Raw genomic sequence first — 18,902 nt, forward strand, 5'->3', positions numbered from 1 at the left:
CAACACAATTAATACTTCGAAATCCGATAGCGCCTCCACAATCAGGGCATCGCAAAAAGATCGATGCACCATGAACCCTCGAATCCTCCTCCGGGGCCTGCTGGCACCTGCCGCCGCCCTGATGATTGCCCCTGCCGCTTTTGGACAGGGCGCACCCGCCACCGACGAGAGTGCCGAGGCGTTGCGCAATATCCAGAGCAATTTCGCCCGCATGACGCCGCCGCCTCGCTCGGTCGACTCCATCAACCAGGAACTGCGGCAGGGCGAAGTGAAGAGCCAGTCGGCGTCCGCGGGGCGCCACGGCGGCCGGGGGCGGGGCAGGCAACAGCAAGCCGGCAACCCGTCCGCCGACAGTGCCAAGGGGGCAGTTGATCCCGGGCAGGCCGCGCCCGCAGTGGCCACCCCATCCACCGACCAGACCGGGCCTGCCGCGCCTTAGGGGTGCCGTAGCGTATCTGCCTGATTTTGTTATGGGTCATCCTACAACGGGAGCGAAGGGAACTAGGGCGACTTATGGGGCGGAAAGCGGGTAGTAAGCGATATATAAGGCGCTTTACTAGGCGAAATTCGCCGGATTTATCTAGCTTATCTAGGGAAATCCCGAGCCTCCGTAAAAAGCCGAAGGTATAGAATGTCATCAGACAACGTAACACTGATGGGGCCGCGCCACTGTCAGGTTCTGGAGATGACATGGCAGTTACCGCGACAGCGCGCCAGGATGTGGCCGCCTCCAAAACAGGCAAGACCCGATATGCAATCCTGCTCCTGATATTCATCGTCACGACGATCAACTACGCGGACCGGGCAACGCTTTCCATCACCGGCCCGGCCATGCGCGAAGCATTCGGCTTCGATGCCATCCAGATGGGCATCATCTTCTCCGCATTCAGTTGGGCCTATGTGATGGCCCAGGTGCCGGGCGGCTGGCTGCTTGACCGCTTTGGCGCGCGCCGCGTCAATGCGGCCAGCATCTTCCTGTGGTCGCTGTTTACCTTGCTGCAGGGCAGCCTGGGCACGTTCTCCTCGGTGGGCGCCGCGATGGTGGCCTTGTTCGCCTTGCGCTTTGCCGTCGGCCTGGCCGAATCACCGGCGTTCCCGGCAAATGCCAAGGTCGTGGCCAGCTGGTTCCCGACCACCGAGCGCGGCACTGCGTCGGCAATCTTCAACTCGGCCCAGTACTTCGCCGCGGTGGCCTTCACGCCGCTGATGGCCTGGGTGACGCACGCGATGGGATGGCATCACGTGTATATCTGGATGGGCATGCTTGGCATGCTGCTCGCCTTCATGTGGCTGAAGGTCGTGCAAAGTCCTGCCAGGCACCGCGGCGTGAGCCGTGCCGAGCTGGAATACATCGAGCAGGGCGGCGGCCTTATCCACATGGGCGAAGGCGAAGAAGCGCAGGCGCAGCGCAAGGATGCCGGCATCAACTGGAGCCAGGTCAGGCAACTGCTACGCAGCCGCATGCTGATCGGGGTGTATCTCGGCCAGTACTGCATCAACGTCCTGACGTATTTCTTCCTGACGTGGTTCCCGGTCTACCTGGTGCAGGCACGCGGCATGTCTATCCTGAAGGCGGGGTTCGTGGTTTCGCTGCCCGCGATCTGCGGCTTCCTGGGCGGGATCCTCGGTGGCCGACTGTCGGATGTCCTGATCAAGCGCGGATATTCGCTCACGTTGGCGCGCAAGACGCCGATCGTGCTGGGCATGCTGATGTCGATCACAATGGTTGCGTGCAACTACGTCGACAACGAATGGGTGGTGGTCGGCCTGATGGCGCTGGCCTTCTTCGGCAAGGGCATCGGCGCGCTCGGATGGGCGGTGATCGCGGATACGGCGCCGAAGGAAGCTATCGGCCTGGCCGGCAGTATCTTCAATATGTTCGGCAACATCGCGGGGATCGTGACGCCGCTGGTGATCGGCTACATCCTCAGCGTGACCGGTTCCTTCAATGGCGCGCTGGTGTTCGTCGGCGTGAATGCGCTGGTGACAGTGTTCTGCTATCTGGTTATCGTGAAAGACATCAAGCGGGTCGAGCTGCAGCCGGCGTAAGCGCCGTGCACGCTGCAGGTCCCGTGAGCTTCGGAGCAAGGAAAGATGAATGAAGTGAAACACGCACAGCCGCAAGCGCAACAGGCGCCGGCGCGTCCGCTGTACATCACGATGCATGAGAACGACAACGTCGCCATCGTGGCCAACGACGGCGGCCTGCCCGCCGGGGCGACGTTCTCCAGCGGCCTGACGCTGGTCGAGGCGGTGCCCCAGGGCCACAAGGTCGCGCTGGCCGACCTGCGCGAGGGCGATCCGGTGATCCGCTACAACGTGGTCATCGGCTATGCGCTCAAGGACCTGCCCCGGGGGAGCTGGGTCAACGAGCGCGTCATCCGGATGCCCGCGGCGCCGGAGCTGGACAGCCTGCCGGTCTGCACCCGGGTGCCTGCGCAGCTGCCACCGCTGGATGGCTACACCTTCGAGGGCTACCGCAATGCGGACGGCTCGGTCGGCACGCGCAACATCCTCGCCATCACCACCACGGTGCAGTGCGTGGAGGGCGTGGTCGAATTCGCCGTGCGGCGCATCAAGGACGAACTGCTGCCCAGGTATCCGAACGTCGACGACGTCGTGGGCCTTGAGCACACCTATGGCTGTGGCGTGGCGATCGACGCGCCGGATGCCAACATCCCGATCCGCACCATCCGTAATATCGCGCTGAATCCCAACTTCGGCGGCGAAGTGATGATCGTCAGCCTCGGCTGCGAAAAGCTGCAGCCCACGCGGCTGATCGGTGCGGGAACCATTCCGATCCAGAAGGAAGGCGAGCCGGACGTGGTCTGCCTGCAGGATGAACAGCACGTCGGTTTTGCCTCGATGATCGATTCGATCATGACCACGGCGGAAAGGCACCTCGAGCGCCTGAACGCCCGCAAGCGGGAAACCTGCCCGGCCGCCGACCTGGTGGTCGGCATGCAGTGCGGCGGCAGCGATGCCTTCTCCGGCGTGACGGCGAACCCGGCCGTGGGTTTTGCCACCGACCTGCTGGTTCGCGCGGGCGCCACCGTGATGTTCTCGGAAGTGACCGAAGTGCGCGACGGCATCGACCAGCTCACGGCACGGGCGGCAACGCCCGAGGTGGCCGAGGCGCTGGTAAAGCAGATGGCCTGGTATGACCAGTACCTCGAAAAGGGCGAGGTGGACCGCAGCGCCAATACCACGCCGGGCAACAAGAAGGGCGGCCTGTCGAACATCGTGGAGAAGGCGATGGGTTCGATCGTGAAGTCCGGTACCGGCCCCATCCATGGCGTCAGTGGCCCCGGCGAGAAGGTGACGCAGAAGGGCCTGATCTATGCCGCGACGCCCGCGGGCGATTTCGTCTGCGGCACGCTGCAGCTGGCCGCCGGCATCAACATGCACGTGTTCACGACGGGCCGCGGCACGCCTTACGGCCTGGCCGAAGTGCCGGTAATCAAGGTGTCCACCCGCAACGACCTGGCCCGCCGCTGGCACGACCTGATGGATGTCAACGCTGGGCGCATCGCGACCGGCGAGGCGACCATCGAGGATATCGGCTGGGAGCTGTTCCACACCATCCTTGCGGTGGCGAGCGGCAAGAAGTCGTGGGCGGAGCACTGGAAGATCAAGAACGCCCTGGTGCTGTTCAATCCGGCGCCGGTGACCTGAGCGGATCGCCGCGGTTGGGGAAGGCGAGGAGGTGGTGGTCGAGGTGTCAGCTTAAGTTTTTCGCTGGGCAGGTTATTTGTCTTTATTGCGCTCAATCCAGCGAATAACTTTATTTTTTGTAGTGCTCAACGCACCGAGCGCTTGCGAGGGCTACCTCCTGGCTCCCGGAAGATCCTCCTCGCGCAGCGTGCAGGTCGCGCGGGCATTAAGCGGCGGTCGGGAAGCAGCGGCTTTACCGCCAGTTAGCCGTTCAACCAGGCGTCTTAACCAGATGCTCGACGAGAAGGGCCGCTGAGCCCGACAGGGCGCGGGAGGCGCTCGTGGCAATCAGCAGTCTTCGCTCTGCCCAGCTATCCACGAGCCGGATAGCTTTCAAGCCCAGGGGCTCGAGCTTTCGAAAGCATGCTCCGAGGGGGAGTACGCCAATCCCCAGATTCGAAGCAATCATTTCGGACATGGCATCAAAGCTTCGAACTTGAACGCGCAGCCGCAAAGGGAAGCCTATGTCATGCGCCGCAGTCGAGATGGTGTTGAGCAGTGAGCTTCCGCGATTCAGGCCCACGAAGTCATAAGAAAGACAGCTTCGGAATTCGATTTCGTCTACTTCGCCCAAAGGGTGAGTCTTTGAGCAAAGTACGACTAGGCGGTCGGTCTGATAGGGAAGCACATTCAGGCCGTGCGTCGGCGCGCCTTCGACGAATATGCCTACGTCGGCCATCCCTTCCACCACCGCGCGGACTATGTCACCGCTGAGTTGCTCCTCGACCTCGACACGTGTATCGGGGTAAAGGTGCAAGAAGCTCTCAAGTGCAGAAGGCAGAAATTCAACCAAGGCGGACATGTTCGCCCACAGCCGAACATGTCCCCGAGAGCCATTCGAGTACTCGCTGAGCTCATTGCTAAAAAGCTCGAACCCCTGGAAAAGGCGCATCGCGTGCTGAAGCGCAACGTGACCAGCAGGCGTCAGCCGAATGCCGTGGACAGTCCTCTCCATGAGTACTGCCCTCGAAGCGGCTTCAAAGTCAGAAATCCGCCTGCTTGCGGCTGAAAGTGCCAGGTTACACCGCTCCGCGCCCTTGGTAATGCTGCCCGTCTGCGCCACCGCGCAGAACAGGCGGAGTGTGACGAAATCAACACGTGCGGGATTGATGAGTTCCGGTGACATAGCCACATCTTAGCAAGTCCCGTCAGGTCGCGGCTTCGCAAAATGCGAAGGATGTGTGCGAAATTAAGAATTCCACCCGTGCTTTCTGCGCGCATACATTCGGGTCATTCGCAAAATTGCAAGAAGGAGACGCTGGTGATTCATCACTTGGACCATCTTGTCTTGACGACCAGCAACGAGGAAGCGTGTGTCGACTTCTACGTTGGGCTGCTCGGAATGACCCTCGAGACATTCGGCGAAGGCCGCAAAGCCTTCAAGTTCGGCGAGCAGAAAATCAATCTGCATGTGAAGGGCAAGGAGTTTGAGCCGAAAGCCCATCTGCCTGTACCGGGCGCTCTGGACCTCTGCTTCATTGCGGCGATTCCGCTGGATGAAGTCATCGCGCGACTTAATGGCCGTGGCGTTCACATCATCGAGGGGCCGGTCGCTCGCACCGGCGCCAGCTACCGCATTCGTTCGATTTACCTGCGCGACCCCGACCTGAATCTGATTGAAATCTCCGAGAGGGTCGACGCATGACCGCCGCAAAATCCGACCGCACCATCGTGGGCTTCGTTGGCCTTGGCCAGATGGGCAAGCGGATGGCGCTCAATCTGATTCACGCTGACACGGACCTGCGCGTCACGTCGAAGGTAGAGGACGCCTATCCCGAAATGCAGGCAGCCGGCGCCACGACGTCCGACTCTCTGGCTGGCCTGGCAGACGCCCAAATTGTGTTTCTGAGTCTGCCGGGTACCGCTGCAGTGATAGACGTGCTGTTTGGTGACGGCGGGCTGACAAGCCTGCTTCGTCCTGGCTCCATCGTTGTCGATACCAGCACCATGGAGCATGGCGCCACGCTGAATATTCATTCGCGTCTGGCCACGGCCAATCTCGCGTTTTTGGATGCTCCGGTGTCGGGAATGCAATCGCGCGCGGAAGCCGGCACGCTCACCGTCATGTGTGGCGGCGCGAAGGAGACGTTCGAGACGGTGAGGCCATGGCTTGAGCGCATGGGCAACAACATCCTCTTCATGGGAGACGCCGGCAGTGGACAGCTGACGAAGCTCGTGAACCAGCTGCTCTTTGACATCAACTGCGCGGCGCTTGCAGAGATTCTGCCGATGGCGCGGCGAATGGGGCTTGATGCGGAGAAGATTGCGTCGGTCATCAACAGTGGAACGGGACGCAGCTATGCGTCGGAGTTCTTCCTCCCTCGCATCCTGGCGCGCCACTTCAGCGATGGCTATCCGCTCCAGGCCGCTTACAAGGACCTGGTCAGCGCCGCCGAGCTAGGCGCTCGCCATTGCATCCCCATGCCGGTGCTTGCAGCCGCTACCGCCACCTATCAGATGAGCCTTCTGGCGGGCCACGGTGCCAGCGACAAGGGTTCGATGACTCGATTCTTTGAAGACATGCTAGCCGTGCAGTTCAGCGCCGCAGCACCCCGCACGGAGAAGTAACATGGCTGAACCCCTTGGCCTCGACAATGGATTGACTAACTATGGTGACCGCGACTTTGCGCGTTACCTGCGCCGCTCGATGGCCCATTCGATGGGCATTTCAAGTGAACTGCTGTCCCGACCGGTAATCGGCATTGCTGCGTCACCCAGCGATTTCAACAACTGTCATCGCTACATGCCGCAACTCGTGGACGCCGTTTCCCGCGGCGTGCTGGCCGCAGGCGGCCTGCCGCGCATGTTCCCCACCGTTTCGCTGGGTGAAGTGTTCCTCAACCCGACCAGCATGGTGTACCGCAACCTGATGTCCATGGACGTCGAGGAGATGGTTCGCGCGCAACCGATGGACGCGGTCGTGCTCATTGGTGGCTGCGACAAGACTGTGCCGGCCCAGCTGATGGGCGCTGCTTCTGCCAATCGCCCCGCCATCCAACTGGTCACCGGCCCGATGTCGACAGGGCGGCACAAAGGTGAGCGACTGGGCGCATGTACGGATTGCCGCCGGTTTTGGGGCAAGTTCCGCGCTGGGGAAATCGACCAGTGCGAAATCCAGACCGTAGAGACACGTCTGGCTACCACCGCGGGCACCTGTGCGGTCATGGGCACCGCAAGCACGATGGCATGCATCGCCGAGACCCTGGGCATGTCGCTGCCGGGTACGGCTGCAATTCCTGCAGTGGATTCCCAACGCCTGGTGGCCGCAGAGGAGACCGGCAAGGCAGCCGTACGGCTTGCACATTCGCCCATCCTGCCTTCACAAATCATGACGGAACAGTCGGTCGAAAATGCCTTTCGTATCCTGATGGCGCTGGGAGGTTCGACCAACGCAATCATTCACTTGACTGCCATTGCCGGTCGCCTCGGCATTCGCATTGGCCCGGAACGTCTGAACGAGATTTCCGATGAAACTCCGGTACTGGTCGACCTTAAACCGGTGGGTGAGGGCTACATGGAGGACTTCCATGCCGCAGGCGGTATGGGAGCGGTGCTCCGCGAACTGCGGCCCTTGCTGAACCTGGACTGCCTGAGCGTTGACGGCCGAACGCTCCGCGAACGCCTTGACGAACCAGCTGGCTGGGTTGACCGAAAAGTCATCCGGTCCTTCGACGAACCGGTGAGCAATGTGGGCGGCCTGATTGCGCTGCATGGCAGTCTTGCACCCGACGGCGCAATCTTCAAGCGCGCTGCCGCAACGCCGGCTCTTTTTGAGAAGGAAGGTCGTGCCGTGGTGTTCGAGGGTCTGGAAGACCTGGCAAACCGGGTGGATTCGCCCGACCTCGACGTGACCGCTGACGACATCCTGGTGCTGAAGAACGCTGGTCCGCTGGCCGCGGGGATGCCGGAAGCCGGCTACCTTCCCATTCCCTCAAAGCTCGCAAAGGCTGGCGTGAAGGACATGGTGCGTATCTCGGATGCACGCATGAGCGGTACCGCCTACGGAACCATCATTCTGCACGTGTCTCCTGAAGCGGCGGCCGGTGGCCCCCTGGAAGCGGTGCGCAACGGCGACCGGATTCGCTTGTCGGTGTCTCAAAAGAGCATCGAGTTGCTGGTCGAGCCAGAAGAAATCGCACGCCGTCTTGCCGAGCGCAAGCCACTGCCTCAGAAACGCGGCGGCTATCAGGAGCTCTATCAGCGCACCGTACTGCAAGCCCCTGAAGGCTGCGACCTGGACTTCCTCGCCCAGTCCCGTAGCTGACGCATTTAGTTTCCACCTTACTGGATTGGACCATGAATTTCTATCCTCAGTTGCTCGCGCGTGCCGAGCAAGGAAAGCCCGTGCGCGTTGGCCTCATTGGCGCAGGGAAGTTTGGCTCGATGTACCTGGCGCAGGTACCTCGCACTCCTGGCGTGCACATGGTCGGGATTGCCGACCTTGTGCCGGCAAACGCCCACGCCAGCCTTGAGCGAGTGGGTTGGGAACCTGGGCGCGCTAAGGCAGCGTCGCTGGACGACGCGGTACGCACAGGCTCGACGCACGTCGGCGATGATTGGGAAGCGCTTGTGGCGCATCCTGGCGTTGACATCATCATTGAATGTACGGGTAACCCCATTGCTGCGGTCGACCACTGTCTCGCAGCGTTCAAGCACGGCAAGCACGTCATCAATGTAACGGTCGAAGCCGATGCATTTTGCGGCCCGCTGCTGGCCCACCGTGCCCGCGAGGCTGGAGTGGTGTACTCCTTGGCCTATGGCGACCAACCAGGCTTGGCTTGCGAACTGGTCGATTGGGCTCGCACGTGCGGGTTCCCTATCGTCGCCGCGGGGCGTGGCCACAAGTGGCTGCCCAAGTTCCGCGAATCGACGCCCGATACGGTCTGGGACCACTGGGGCGTGACGGCCGAGCAGGCGCGCATCGGTGGCATGAACCCGAAGATGTTCAATGCTTTCCTCGATGGCTCCAAGCCGGCTATCGAAAGCACTGCCATTGCGAATGCCACCGGTCTTCAGGTGCAGGCGGAAGGTATCACCTTTGCACCGGCCTCCGTCGAGCAGATTCCCACGGTCATGCGGCTCAAGTCGGATGGCGGTGTGCTGTCGGAAAAGGGGGTAGTCGACGTGGTGTCATCGCTGAACACCGATGGTACGTCCGTGGGCTACGACATCCGTAAGGGTGTCTGGGTCTGCGTTGAGGCACCCACCGAGTACATTCGCCGCTGCTTCAAGGAATACCAGGTCTTCACCGACCCCAACGGCCAGTGCATGGTGCAGTACAAGAAATGGCACCTCATCGGCCTGGAGCTCGGCGTCTCCGTGGCGAGCGTGGGACTGCGCCGCGAGCCCACCGGCGTAGGCCAGCACTTCAATGCAGATGTTGTCGCAACCGCAAAGCGGGATTTGAAAGCAGGGGAGATGCTCGATGGCGAAGGCGGCTACACGGTATTTGGCAAGCTCTTCCCTGCAAAGGAGTCGCTCCGTGTCGGCAGTCTGCCGTTGGGTCTGGCCCATCACCTGAAGCTGCGTCGCGATGTACCCAAGGACCAGTCCCTAACGTGGGAGGACGTGTTCATCGACGCTGAGCAACCGGCGTACCGCGTTCGGAAAGAGATGGAAGCGCTGTTCCAGAAGTGACGGACAACCGGTGACACGGCCGGGATGGCAATGCCTTCCGGCATATACATCAATAGGAGACAAAAAATGAAATGGAGCGTTAAGGCCGCTGTAACGGCGCTCGTACTGGCGGCTGTATGGCCGGTGTTCGCTGCGGACGCCTATCCCAGCAAGCCTGTCACGATGATTGTCCCGAGCGCACCCGCCGGGTCGACCGATATCGTTGCGCGGCTCATCGGCGAGCAGCTCGCCAAGGACTTGGGGCAGCCCATCGTGATTGAGAACCGGCCGGGCGCCAGCGGCAACATTGGCACGGAAGCTGTCGCACGAGCCAAGCCGGATGGCTACACGCTCCTGATGCAGTATTCCGGCTATCACGTGGGAAATCCGGCGCTCTTTCCCCAGGCGCGTTGGAAACCTAAGGACTTCGCATCCGTAGCGCTGGTGATGCGTGCCCCGCATGTCATCGCTGTCAGCGGCAAGATTCCAGCGCAGAACCTGCGCGACCTGATTTCCTTTGGCAAGAAGGACAATCGAGGCTTGTTCTTCGCGTCATCGGGCAATGGTTCCATCCAGCATATCGCGGGCGTCATGTTCGGCAATCAAGCGCAGGTCCCGGTAACACACGTCCCGTACAAGGGTGCCGGCCCGGTGGTGAGCGACCTCATTGGCGGCCAGGTCGACATGTTCGTGACGACACCGCCATCGGTAATCGGTCAGGTCAAGGCCGGAAAAATCAAGGCACTGGCTTACACGGGCCCTAAGCGCCATCCTTCGATGCCCGATGTCCCAACTTCTGCTGAAGCGGGCCTGCCAAGTTACAACGTGGAGTCCTGGTTCGCGGTAATCGCTCCGGCAGGCACACCGCCGGACATCGTCAAGAAGCTCTCCACATCGATTCGGAAAATCGTGGAAAGCCCGGAGTACAAGAAGAAGATTGAGGAGCAGGGTGGCTTTGCTGCCTACATGGACCCTCCGACTCTGGACAAATTCGTGACCCAAGAACTTGCTACCTGGGCGAAGGTGATTAAGGATGGGAAAATCACGGCTGAATAACAATAACTTCTGAGGGGGCAGCAGCGATGAAGGCAACCCTTTGATACCCCTCGCATTGGGGGGCGTGGTTGTCAACGCCACGGCCCCAGTTCTGCCGGCCCGCGTTCATCACACGCTTGTAGCACACGCTAGAACTGCTGGGTTAGCAGCCCGTAGACCGTTCGCACGCCACTAACGTAATTGCCCAGCCGCAAGTTCTCGTTTGCCGCGTGCTGATTGTTGTCGGCATTGACCAGGGGAATGATGACGAAAGGCACTTGGAGGACTTCGACGATCGTTGCGGTCGGCACGGTGCCGCCCATCATTCGGATGCGCACTGGCTCCGGCGTGGTGCCAAAGGTGTCTGCAATCGCCTGGTAGGCCCATTTCGCTACGGGCGAGTCGATCGGCGAACCAGCTGCATCGGCGCCTTCGCTCTGGTAAGTGAAGCTGGCGAGCTTGTCGTAACGTGCGCGGTCTTCATCGGTCGGGGTACCTTGCACAAGATGGTATCCCTGCTTCACGATGTGTTGCTCGATCAGCTTGCCCAGGTAGGCGGCATCCGATTCAGGCGTGGTGCGTAGGTCGAGTTCTGCCTCGGCTTTGTCGGGTACGATATTCGCTACCTTGTCACCGATGGCGGCGGCGCCCATACCGCGCACGTTCAGCGATGGATACTGCATTGCTTCCTGGTAATTCGTGCCGACCTTGTCGGCCTGCGCGATGCCGATGCGTCGCCTGAGCGCACCCTCGTCGTCCGGCACAGCCGCCATGACCTTGCGCTCCGCCTCGCCGAGCCGGACCTTGTCGTAGTAGCCCGGAATGGTCACGCGTCCGCTGTCGTCCTTCATCGAAGCCAGCAGGTTGGCCAGCCGTTGCGCCGGATTTGGCGCAAAATTGCCGTAATGGCCGCTGTGCAGCGGAACCTTGGCCCCGAACACGGTCAGCTTGGCCCGCGCAGCGCCGCGATTGCCGAAGATGAGGGTGGGGCGGTTCGTCGCATGCATTGGGCCGTCGTGGATCACCATCGCATCGCAGGAGAGAAGCTCGCGATTTGCCAGCATGACTTTGCTGATGGAGGGCGAGCCCTTCTCCTCCTCGCTGTCGAGGATCACCTTGATGTTGACTGTCGGCTGGTCGCCAGCCGCCTTCAACGCGTCGATGGCAGTCAGCATCATCATGATTGGTCCCTTGTCATCTGCCGACGAGCGGCCGAACACACGCCACTCCGGATCGACCGGCCCGGCTGACAAGCGCGAGGCATCAATTTCCTCCCAATTTCCGTTTGCTGCTTTACGCTTGAGCACCGGCGTCCAGGGGCTCTTCTGCGCCCACTGAGATGCGATGACCGGCTGGCCGTCCAGGTGCATGTAGAACAGCACGGTTTTGCGCGCGGGATTCTTCCCCGGGAATTCCGCATACAGCATCGGCTTACCATCGTTGGTCAGCTGCCGCGTCGCAAAGCCGCGCTTGCGGAACGCCTGTTCGAGCCAGTCGACATTGCGGCGAATGTCCTCAGGCACCACGGCATCATTCGGCATAGTCAGCAATTCGAAGTACTCGCGATAGCTGGCTTGTGCCTGGCGTTGCGCCGCCTCGGGCGCCAGTGCGGCGGCGTGCGCCACGCCGGCGCCCAGCCACGATGCGACGATCAAGCACGACAGACGGCGCCCCCGTGCATTCTTGCGAGGCGTCGGCTCGGCGGGACACGCGGGTAAGTTCCTCATGTTTTTCCTTCTGGGGGCTGACAGTATTGGGAGAATACGAAGGATCATAGAAACGGTGTGAGTTTGTCAACGCGAAGGCAGGAAAGCATGGTTCGCGCCGTATGCGCAAAAAATGGTGAGCACAGTGTGCTAGCGAGGCCGGCGCTGATGGGGTCGAGCAACATACTACGCATGTCTCACCGGAAACCACGCCCGCCGGGTTTTTCAATACAATCGGCCAATTTCAGCCGAATGGGACAAGGCCAATCGGTGGCCGGTTCTGCTGCAATGCCAGGTGCTGGAATCCGCGTTTGGCTGCGGGATAAGCCAACCTTGAGAGCCACCGGCTTCCCGGTTCTCTTTATCGACGACCTTTCACAGGATCACCTCTGGTCTCGCGCCTGAACCGGGTGGGTGCGCGGCCTGTCCAGCGCTGAAATGCCCGGCGAAACGCTTCCTCGCTGGCAAAGCCAAGCTGCTCCGCGATCCTTCCCACCGACCAGTTCGTCGTACACAGGCATCGCTCGGCATGCTCCTGCAGGCTGTGCTCGCGCAGCACCGAGTAGCTGCTGCCGTCGGCCGCGAGACGGCGGCGCATGGTCGGTTCGCTCACATCGAAGTGCATGGCCAGTTCAGCCAGCGTCGGGAGGCGTGCACCGTGCGCCAGCGCTGCATGGAGAATCCCGCGCACCTGTTGGCTCAACGGTACCACCTCGACCGGCGCACCGATCAGCCGGTAAGGGAAATCTTCCAGGAACGCGTCAAGATCTGCCGCCTGGCGCACGACACGCCGATCCAGAAAAGCCTCATCGAATTCGAATCCGTAGGTCTGGGCGCCGGAGGACACGGCGGCATGGAACAACCCCAGGAACGGCATGGCGTCCTCGCGCCGGGGGTGCGCCAGGAAGACGTGGGTTGGACGCACCGGCTGGCCGATCAGCCAGCCAAACAGCAGCATATAGAAGAAGAGTCCCGTCAGGTCGACCAGGCAGGCCGCAGAGGTTTTCACACGTCGCAGGGAGTCCATGTGAAACACCGCCTGGTCTCCACGCAGTCCGAGACTGAGGGCACCGGCGCGCGGATATAGCATCGCGCAAAAATCGGCCGCGCAGCAGATCGCCTCCCTGAGCGTCTGGCAACTCAATACACAACGGCACAATAAATCCACTTCCTGCTTGCGCATCGGAGGGTGGCCGTTTCCTTTGGCGACCAGGGCTTCCAGCCGCTCGATCGAAGCGCGATAGAGCGCGGTGAACTGGGCGGGCCGCGGCTGCCCGGAAGCGCCGGTGGCGGGCGGCACCTCGACGCCTTGCCGTTTCAGTTCCTCCAGCAAGCGCTGCACCATGCCGTGCGGAACGGGATTTCCCGGTAAGTGGGCATTCATGGGTGCTCGTCCTGATTGCTTCGGTAGCGATTGTTGATCGTCCGGGTAGGGATCCGTGGCTGCCGGGCCTCCCATAATGATCCCGGCACTTCCAGCGCGCAAAAATGCTTGCGCACGGCCTGGGCGAGGGAGGTTGCCACGCAATCAACCATCTGCATATACGGGACAACCCATGACAGCGTTCCCCTCCCGGAGATCCCGGATTCCGGCATCGCGGCCTTGCTGCGCTCTGCCTGCGCCGAGCGAGGCCCGACGATGATCCACGTGCTCGATGAAATCGTGCTCGCCTCCGCGCACCTGCCCACCGTGCTTGGCCTGCTGGAGAGCAAATACCTGCCGGGTAGCGCAGCCAGGGGCCTGGCGCTTTTGCAGCGCTGGGTTTCGCCGCCCGTGGCGCTGGAAGATGCGCCCAATACGCTATGGCTTTTGTGGCAAGTGCCGGATGCGCCGGCCTACTACGCCATGCGCGCCAGCGTCGACGCCCCGGTCCTCGCGTTCTGGTCGGCAGTCGACGCGATATGCGAAGTCCGCCGCCGCCATGTGATGACCGATGCGACACCGGTGCTGCCACGGCGCAAGGAGTCTCGCGATGCAGCTTGAGACAGCGCAGATCCGATTGTGCGCCAGCATCGCCGGGGCGGACGCGCGAACACAGGAACAGGCACTCCTTTCCCGCGTCAGAGAACTGCCAGCCATCTGCCACGCGGCAGTTGGCCGCAACCTTGCGGGAAGCTGGGGAGCTGGCGACTACACGCTCGACCTGCAATCCGCCCCGACATCGCCCGACTCGTCTGATCAGGCTGCCAGCCTGGCTGCTGCCCTGGAAGGCGTGGCACAGGTGGATAGCGTCACATACACCGCGATCTGGGGCGGCATGCGTGCCCCGCAACTTTGCCACGGGATCTGGCGCACGCTGATGTTCCGTGTCCGGTCCCAGGCGCCCGAATGGCAGGTCCGCAGCCTGGAGCGGGATCTGTTGCGGATGCCGGATTACATGCCTGGCATTCTCAACTGGCGACTTGCCCGTGTCCTGTCGCCCGGCGCGTGGACCCATGTCTGGCAACAGGAGTTCGCCAGCGTGGACGACCTGCTGGGCGAGTACCTGATGCACCCGTTTCATTGGGGGCGGGTCGACCGATGGTTTGACCCCGAGTTCCCCGAATGGACGGTCGATGCAATCTCCCATGCCTTTTGTCCGCTCACGACGAGCCTGATTGCCAACCACACCAGTAGAGAGGGTGACGCCCCATGACCAGACACGGGAAACTGACAGGAAAGATTGCGCTTGTTACCGGTGCCAGCCGCGGAATCGGCTGCGCCATCGCGCAGCGCTTCGCGGCGGAGGGCGCCCTGGTGGTCGTCACGGCAAGGCACGTTGGCCATGAGGGCGAGCGTGGCACGCTGGCCGAGACAGTCGCGCAGATCAGGCGGCAAGGGGGCAGTGCCATTGCACTGGCGGCCGACCTCGAGGATCCGGTGCAACGTGGCAACCTTGTGCAGCAGGCCGCAAAGGCAGCAGGCGGTCTCGACATCCTGGTCAACAATGCTGGCATGGCGGAATACAGCCGCATCGAATCGATGTCCCTGGGAGTCTTCGACAGAACGATCGAGCACTACCTGCGTGTCCCCTTTGTGCTTGCCCGGGCAGCCATCCCTCTGATGCGCGCACGCGGCGCGGGATGGATTCTGAACCTGGGATCTGTCACCGCCCTGTCGCCTTCACGCCCTTATCACGACTTTGACCAGACGGGCGGGGTGACGGCCTACGCCGCCGTCAAGGCCGCCATCAATCGATTCACCGAGGGACTCGCGGCGGAACTGGAGGCCGACAATATCGCGGTGAATTCCGTAGCACCAAGCACGGCAATCCGCACGCCGGGCAGTGAGCGCTATATCCCGGACGGCTATCCAACCGAGCTGGTGGAGTACCTGGTGGAAACGGCACTCGCGCTATGCAGCGTTCCGGCTCGCCAGCGCACTGGCCACATTGCGCATAGCCTGCACTTCCCGCTGGCTTGCGGGCTGGACGTCCGTACGCTCGACGGGCGCGGCAAGCTGCCCCCGCCCGTTGTCCCGCCATGGGCGCATCCTGGCTTGAACCAGTCCGGCCTGTCCGAAAAATAAGCTTATGGAGAAGAGCATGCGTGCTGCCGTCATCGACCGTACAGGTGGGCCTGACGTACTCAGAATCGCCGACGTCCCGGTGCCCGAACCCGCTGCAGGCGAAGTCCTGATCCGTGTGGCCTGTGCCGGTGTGAATCCTGCGGACTGGAAATGCCGTGAAGGCTATCTGAGCCACTTCATGCAATACAGCTTCCCGTTCGTGATCGGCTTCGATGTCAGCGGCATCGTGGAAGCGGTGGGGGCCGGGGTGAGCGGCTTTGTTCCGGGGGAGCGCGTGTTCGCGCAAACCGATGCCGGCGCAGGCAAATGGGGATCCTATGCCGAGTACGTTGCCGTCCGCCAGGATTCGGTGGTGCCCATTCCGGACAACCTGGGATTTGCCGAAGCCGCGGCAGTCCCCACGCCGGCGCTGGCCGCCTGGACGGGTCTCTTCGACGAAGGCGGACTCAAGCCGGGCCAGACGGTGCTTGTCCATGGCGGTGCAGGCGCGGTCGGCACGTTCGCTGTCCAACTGGCGAACGCGGCCGGTGCAGCCGTCGCTGCCACCTGCAGTGCAGCGCGCCGCGACGAATTGATGGCCCTCGGCTGCCGTCTGGCGATCGACTACCGGGGCGGTGATATCGCTGCCGCCATGCGGGCATGGGCGCCAGGCGGCACCGATCTGGTACTGGACGCCGTTGGAAGCGGCACCCTGCCGAATGGCATGGATCTTCTCAAGCCCGGCGGCATCCTCGTGGCCATCCTGACACTGGTCAGGGGCGACAACGGCCCGGATGCTGCCGAAGCCGCCCGGCGCGGCGTCCGGACCGCCCTGGCGTTCAGCAGGATGCCCAGCGGCACACGGCTACGCGAGATCACGTCACTGCTCGGGACCGGGCGGTTGCGACCGCCTCGCATCGAGTGCCTGCCGCTGGACGATGCCGGACGCGCGCTTGATCTGGTCCAGTCGGGCAAGGCAGCTACCAAACTGGTGCTACGAGTCGCTGAGCCAGGGAATTTCTAGCGCGCGGCCAGAAGCCGTTCGGCCTGCCTGGCCATTAGAAGCCAAAAGACATCACACCATCGAAGATGGAGGAGAGACGATGAGGAACAAGAGATTTCTTCCTTACACAATAGCCGGTGCGCTGATTGCCGCCTCGCAGATGAACGCACCTTCCTTTGCCGCGATGACCCCTGACGAAGTCAGGCGCCTGGACGGCCCGCTCACGCCAATGGGTGCCGAGCGGCCCGGGAACAAGGATGGCAGCATCCCGCCGTGGAGCGGAAAGTGGCAGGCCGCGCCCGCAGGCCTGGCATTCCGGGCGGGGGACCCATATCCGGATCCCTACGCAGCGGAGAAGCCGCTGGCAACGGTCACGGGCCAGAACCTGGAACAGTACCGTGCTCACCTGAGCGACGGCCAGCTCGCCATGTTCAGGCTGTACCCGGCAACCTTCAGGATGGCGATCTATCCCAGTCATCGCGACTTTCGCTATGGTGATTCCCTCTACAAGGCGATCCACAACCACGCACCGAGGACGCAGTTGACGACCGACGCGAACGGCCTCAAGGACTATCCGCCCACCGCGCCCTTTCCCATACCCAAGAGTGGTCTGGAGTTGATGTGGAACCTGCGCTTCTCCTCCGCCATCGCCGAGGAGGCAGCGGTTTACGACCAGGCAGTCGTGTATCGCGACGGCAAGATCGCCTGGGGAAAGTGGAAATATGACATCTGGTCTCCGGTGAACGGCACCGCATTCGAAGACGGCTCGCCCCTCATCAACCGAACCTTCGCGCGCGTTGAAACCGATCTGCCTTTACGGGAGCGCGGCAGTATCATCGTCTCCCACAATTACTGGGATCGCGAAGGCTCGGATACCGCCAGGACGTGGCAGTACAATCCCGGCACCCGCCGCGTGCGGCAAGCACCGGAGTTTGGCTTCGACCAGCCGCTTGGCCCGGGTGGCTTCCGGACGGTGGATGACGATCGCCTGTTCAATGGCTCCGGCGAACGCTACGACTGGAAGATTGTCGGGAAGCGGGAGATCTATATTCCCTACCACAACTACAAGCTGGTCAATCCCGCGGTCAAGTATGCCGAGCTGCTGGGCCCCAACCATCCCACCCCCGACTTCGTCCGTTATGAACTTCACCGCGTCTGGGTTCTCGAAGCCACGCTGAAGCAAGGCTTCCGGCATCAGTACGCCAGGCGCGTACTGTATCTGGACGAGGACACGTGGATGGCCGTGCTTGCTGACAACTACGATGCCCGCGGCCAGTTGTGGCGCACCAATATGCAAGCCTCTCTTTACGCCTACGATGCCCGCCGCTACTACCCGGCAGTTGCGTTCTATCACGATCTCATCGCGGGCTCCTATCTCGCAGACCGGCTGACCAACGAAGGTAAGTCGGTACGCCTGAACAGCAGCCCCCAATTCAACGAAGCGTATTTTTCACCCGATTCGATTCGGGGCTCCGGGCATTGACGCCGGTGCCGGGTGATTGTGTCCATATCGACCAGATATTTGGGTCGATATGGGCCGGCCGGCTTCACCCGCCATTTCCGTGGCTACTCGAACCGTACGGATCCCGCACCGCTTCGGTCTACCGAGCGTCTGGCGGGATTGCCGGAAATACGAACATTGCCAGCGCCACTCAACTCCACTTGCGCGGATTCAGAGGCATAGGCCGAGACCAGCCCGGCTCCTGACAGGTCAGCGGAAACCGATTTCGCGCGCAGGTTCGCCAGTTCCACACTGCCTGAGCCCGACACCGTAGTCTTGACTTCGTTGGCAGTGCCGTCGGCCACGATCGAGCCTGAACCGGATACCTGGAGCATGACTGCATTGACGTGCAGGCCGTTGGCCACAAGCTTGCCCGAGCCAGAGACGACCGCGCGCGACAGCTCCGGTCCTTCGACCAGCAGCTTGATTGGCTGGTCCGCAGTAAACGAGCCATCGGAGGCGATCACCAGCGTGCCGCCCTCGACGGTCGTTTTGATCTTCGACATGATGTCGGACTGGGCCGAGATGGTAATGCCCGGGGCGGGAGCGAACCGGTACGTCGCATCCGCGCTCAGCATCATGTCAATGCCGGAAAACGCAGGGAGTGAGCGGCGCTGGCTGACGACTGGGCCCTTCGCTTTCACCATATCGGCACCGCCGTAGACCTTGCCGTTGACGACGGCGACCGAGTCGCCCGTCACGACAACGCGCGAGCCATTGACGATCACGGTGCTGTCGCCTTGCGCAATGCCGGAGACAGCCGCAAGCATCGAAACACACAACTTGACGCGTTGCTTCACGGTGGTCCTGTCGTTAGTCCGCATAGATGCCGCGTGCTGC

General features: G+C 62.1%; 17 protein-coding genes. 13 read left to right on the forward strand and 4 right to left on the reverse strand.

Annotated elements, in window-relative coordinates:
- Nucleotides 1-70 precede the first annotated feature (70 nt).
- The 3 genes from RM96_RS39895 to garD all read left to right on the forward strand — a co-directional run bounded on the left by RM96_RS39895 (nt 71) and on the right by garD (nt 3,675).
- The gene (locus RM96_RS39895; RefSeq protein ID WP_039009740.1) at nt 71-439 is read left to right on the forward strand and encodes a hypothetical protein; all 369 of its coding nucleotides are present in this window, start codon (nt 71-73) and stop codon (nt 437-439) included.
- Nucleotides 440-690: 251 nt separating this feature from the next.
- Complete coding sequence (locus tag RM96_RS08635) at nt 691-2,049, forward strand: MFS transporter (protein ID WP_039009742.1); 1,359 nt, start codon at nt 691-693, stop codon at nt 2,047-2,049.
- Between the two features lie 45 nt (nt 2,050-2,094).
- Complete coding sequence (gene garD / locus RM96_RS08640) at nt 2,095-3,675, forward strand: galactarate dehydratase (RefSeq protein WP_039009743.1); 1,581 nt, start codon at nt 2,095-2,097, stop codon at nt 3,673-3,675.
- Between the two features lie 250 nt (nt 3,676-3,925).
- Here garD and RM96_RS08645 read toward each other — a convergent pair whose 3' ends face one another.
- A complete protein-coding gene (locus tag RM96_RS08645; protein WP_039009746.1) occupies nt 3,926-4,840 on the reverse strand; it encodes a LysR family transcriptional regulator in 915 nt (304 codons plus the stop codon).
- 135 nt (nt 4,841-4,975) lie between these two features.
- Between RM96_RS08645 and RM96_RS08650 the strand changes: the two genes are divergently transcribed.
- From RM96_RS08650 to RM96_RS08670, 5 genes are all read left to right on the forward strand, one after another.
- Complete coding sequence (locus RM96_RS08650; protein WP_039009748.1) at nt 4,976-5,359, forward strand: VOC family protein; 384 nt, start codon at nt 4,976-4,978, stop codon at nt 5,357-5,359.
- A complete protein-coding gene (locus RM96_RS08655) occupies nt 5,356-6,282 on the forward strand; it encodes an NAD(P)-dependent oxidoreductase (protein WP_039009750.1) in 927 nt (308 codons plus the stop codon). Before RM96_RS08650 ends, RM96_RS08655 begins: the two co-directional genes overlap by 4 nt.
- 1 nt (nt 6,283) lies before the next feature.
- Nucleotides 6,284-7,978, forward strand: a complete 1,695-nt coding sequence (locus tag RM96_RS08660; protein WP_039009752.1) for an IlvD/Edd family dehydratase — start codon at nt 6,284-6,286, stop codon at nt 7,976-7,978.
- A 32-nt stretch (nt 7,979-8,010) separates the two neighbouring features.
- A complete protein-coding gene (locus tag RM96_RS08665) occupies nt 8,011-9,351 on the forward strand; it encodes an NAD(P)H-dependent oxidoreductase (protein WP_039009753.1) in 1,341 nt (446 codons plus the stop codon).
- 66 nt (nt 9,352-9,417) lie between these two features.
- Nucleotides 9,418-10,386: a Bug family tripartite tricarboxylate transporter substrate binding protein gene (locus RM96_RS08670; RefSeq protein ID WP_039009755.1), complete on the forward strand. Its 969-nt coding sequence runs from the start codon at nt 9,418-9,420 to the stop codon at nt 10,384-10,386.
- Nucleotides 10,387-10,514: 128 nt separating this feature from the next.
- Here RM96_RS08670 and RM96_RS08675 read toward each other — a convergent pair whose 3' ends face one another.
- On the reverse strand, nt 10,515-12,092 hold the full coding sequence (locus tag RM96_RS08675) for a M20/M25/M40 family metallo-hydrolase (protein WP_052279398.1): 1,578 nt from the start codon (nt 12,090-12,092) through the stop codon (nt 10,515-10,517).
- A gap of 340 nt (nt 12,093-12,432) precedes the next feature.
- Nucleotides 12,433-13,416 carry an AraC family transcriptional regulator gene (locus tag RM96_RS08680; protein WP_039009759.1) on the reverse strand — a complete coding sequence of 328 codons (984 nt, stop codon included), beginning with the start codon at nt 13,414-13,416 and terminating at the stop codon, nt 12,433-12,435.
- A gap of 294 nt (nt 13,417-13,710) precedes the next feature.
- On the opposite strand from RM96_RS08680, the gene RM96_RS08685 reads away from it, so the two are divergent.
- From RM96_RS08685 to RM96_RS08705, 5 genes are all read left to right on the forward strand, one after another.
- Nucleotides 13,711-14,055: a hypothetical protein gene (locus RM96_RS08685; protein WP_039009925.1), complete on the forward strand. Its 345-nt coding sequence runs from the start codon at nt 13,711-13,713 to the stop codon at nt 14,053-14,055.
- Nucleotides 14,045-14,707, forward strand: a complete 663-nt coding sequence (locus RM96_RS08690; RefSeq protein WP_039009761.1) for a Dabb family protein — start codon at nt 14,045-14,047, stop codon at nt 14,705-14,707. The genes RM96_RS08685 and RM96_RS08690 overlap by 11 nt, the downstream gene beginning before the upstream one ends.
- Nucleotides 14,704-15,579, forward strand: coding sequence for an SDR family NAD(P)-dependent oxidoreductase (locus RM96_RS08695; protein WP_039009763.1), 876 nt, complete (start codon nt 14,704-14,706; stop codon nt 15,577-15,579). Before RM96_RS08690 ends, RM96_RS08695 begins: the two co-directional genes overlap by 4 nt.
- Before the next feature lie 16 nt (nt 15,580-15,595).
- Nucleotides 15,596-16,582, forward strand: coding sequence for an NADP-dependent oxidoreductase (locus RM96_RS08700; protein WP_039009765.1), 987 nt, complete (start codon nt 15,596-15,598; stop codon nt 16,580-16,582).
- 79 nt (nt 16,583-16,661) lie between these two features.
- Complete coding sequence (locus RM96_RS08705; RefSeq protein WP_052279399.1) at nt 16,662-18,044, forward strand: DUF1329 domain-containing protein; 1,383 nt, start codon at nt 16,662-16,664, stop codon at nt 18,042-18,044.
- Nucleotides 18,045-18,127: 83 nt separating this feature from the next.
- On the opposite strand, the gene RM96_RS08710 is transcribed toward RM96_RS08705, so the two are convergent.
- A complete protein-coding gene (locus RM96_RS08710) occupies nt 18,128-18,790 on the reverse strand; it encodes a head GIN domain-containing protein (protein ID WP_193752417.1) in 663 nt (220 codons plus the stop codon).
- Nucleotides 18,791-18,902: the final 112 nt, after the last annotated feature.

The organism is Cupriavidus sp. IDO (genome assembly GCF_000812465.1).
Classification (GTDB): domain Bacteria; phylum Pseudomonadota; class Gammaproteobacteria; order Burkholderiales; family Burkholderiaceae; genus Cupriavidus.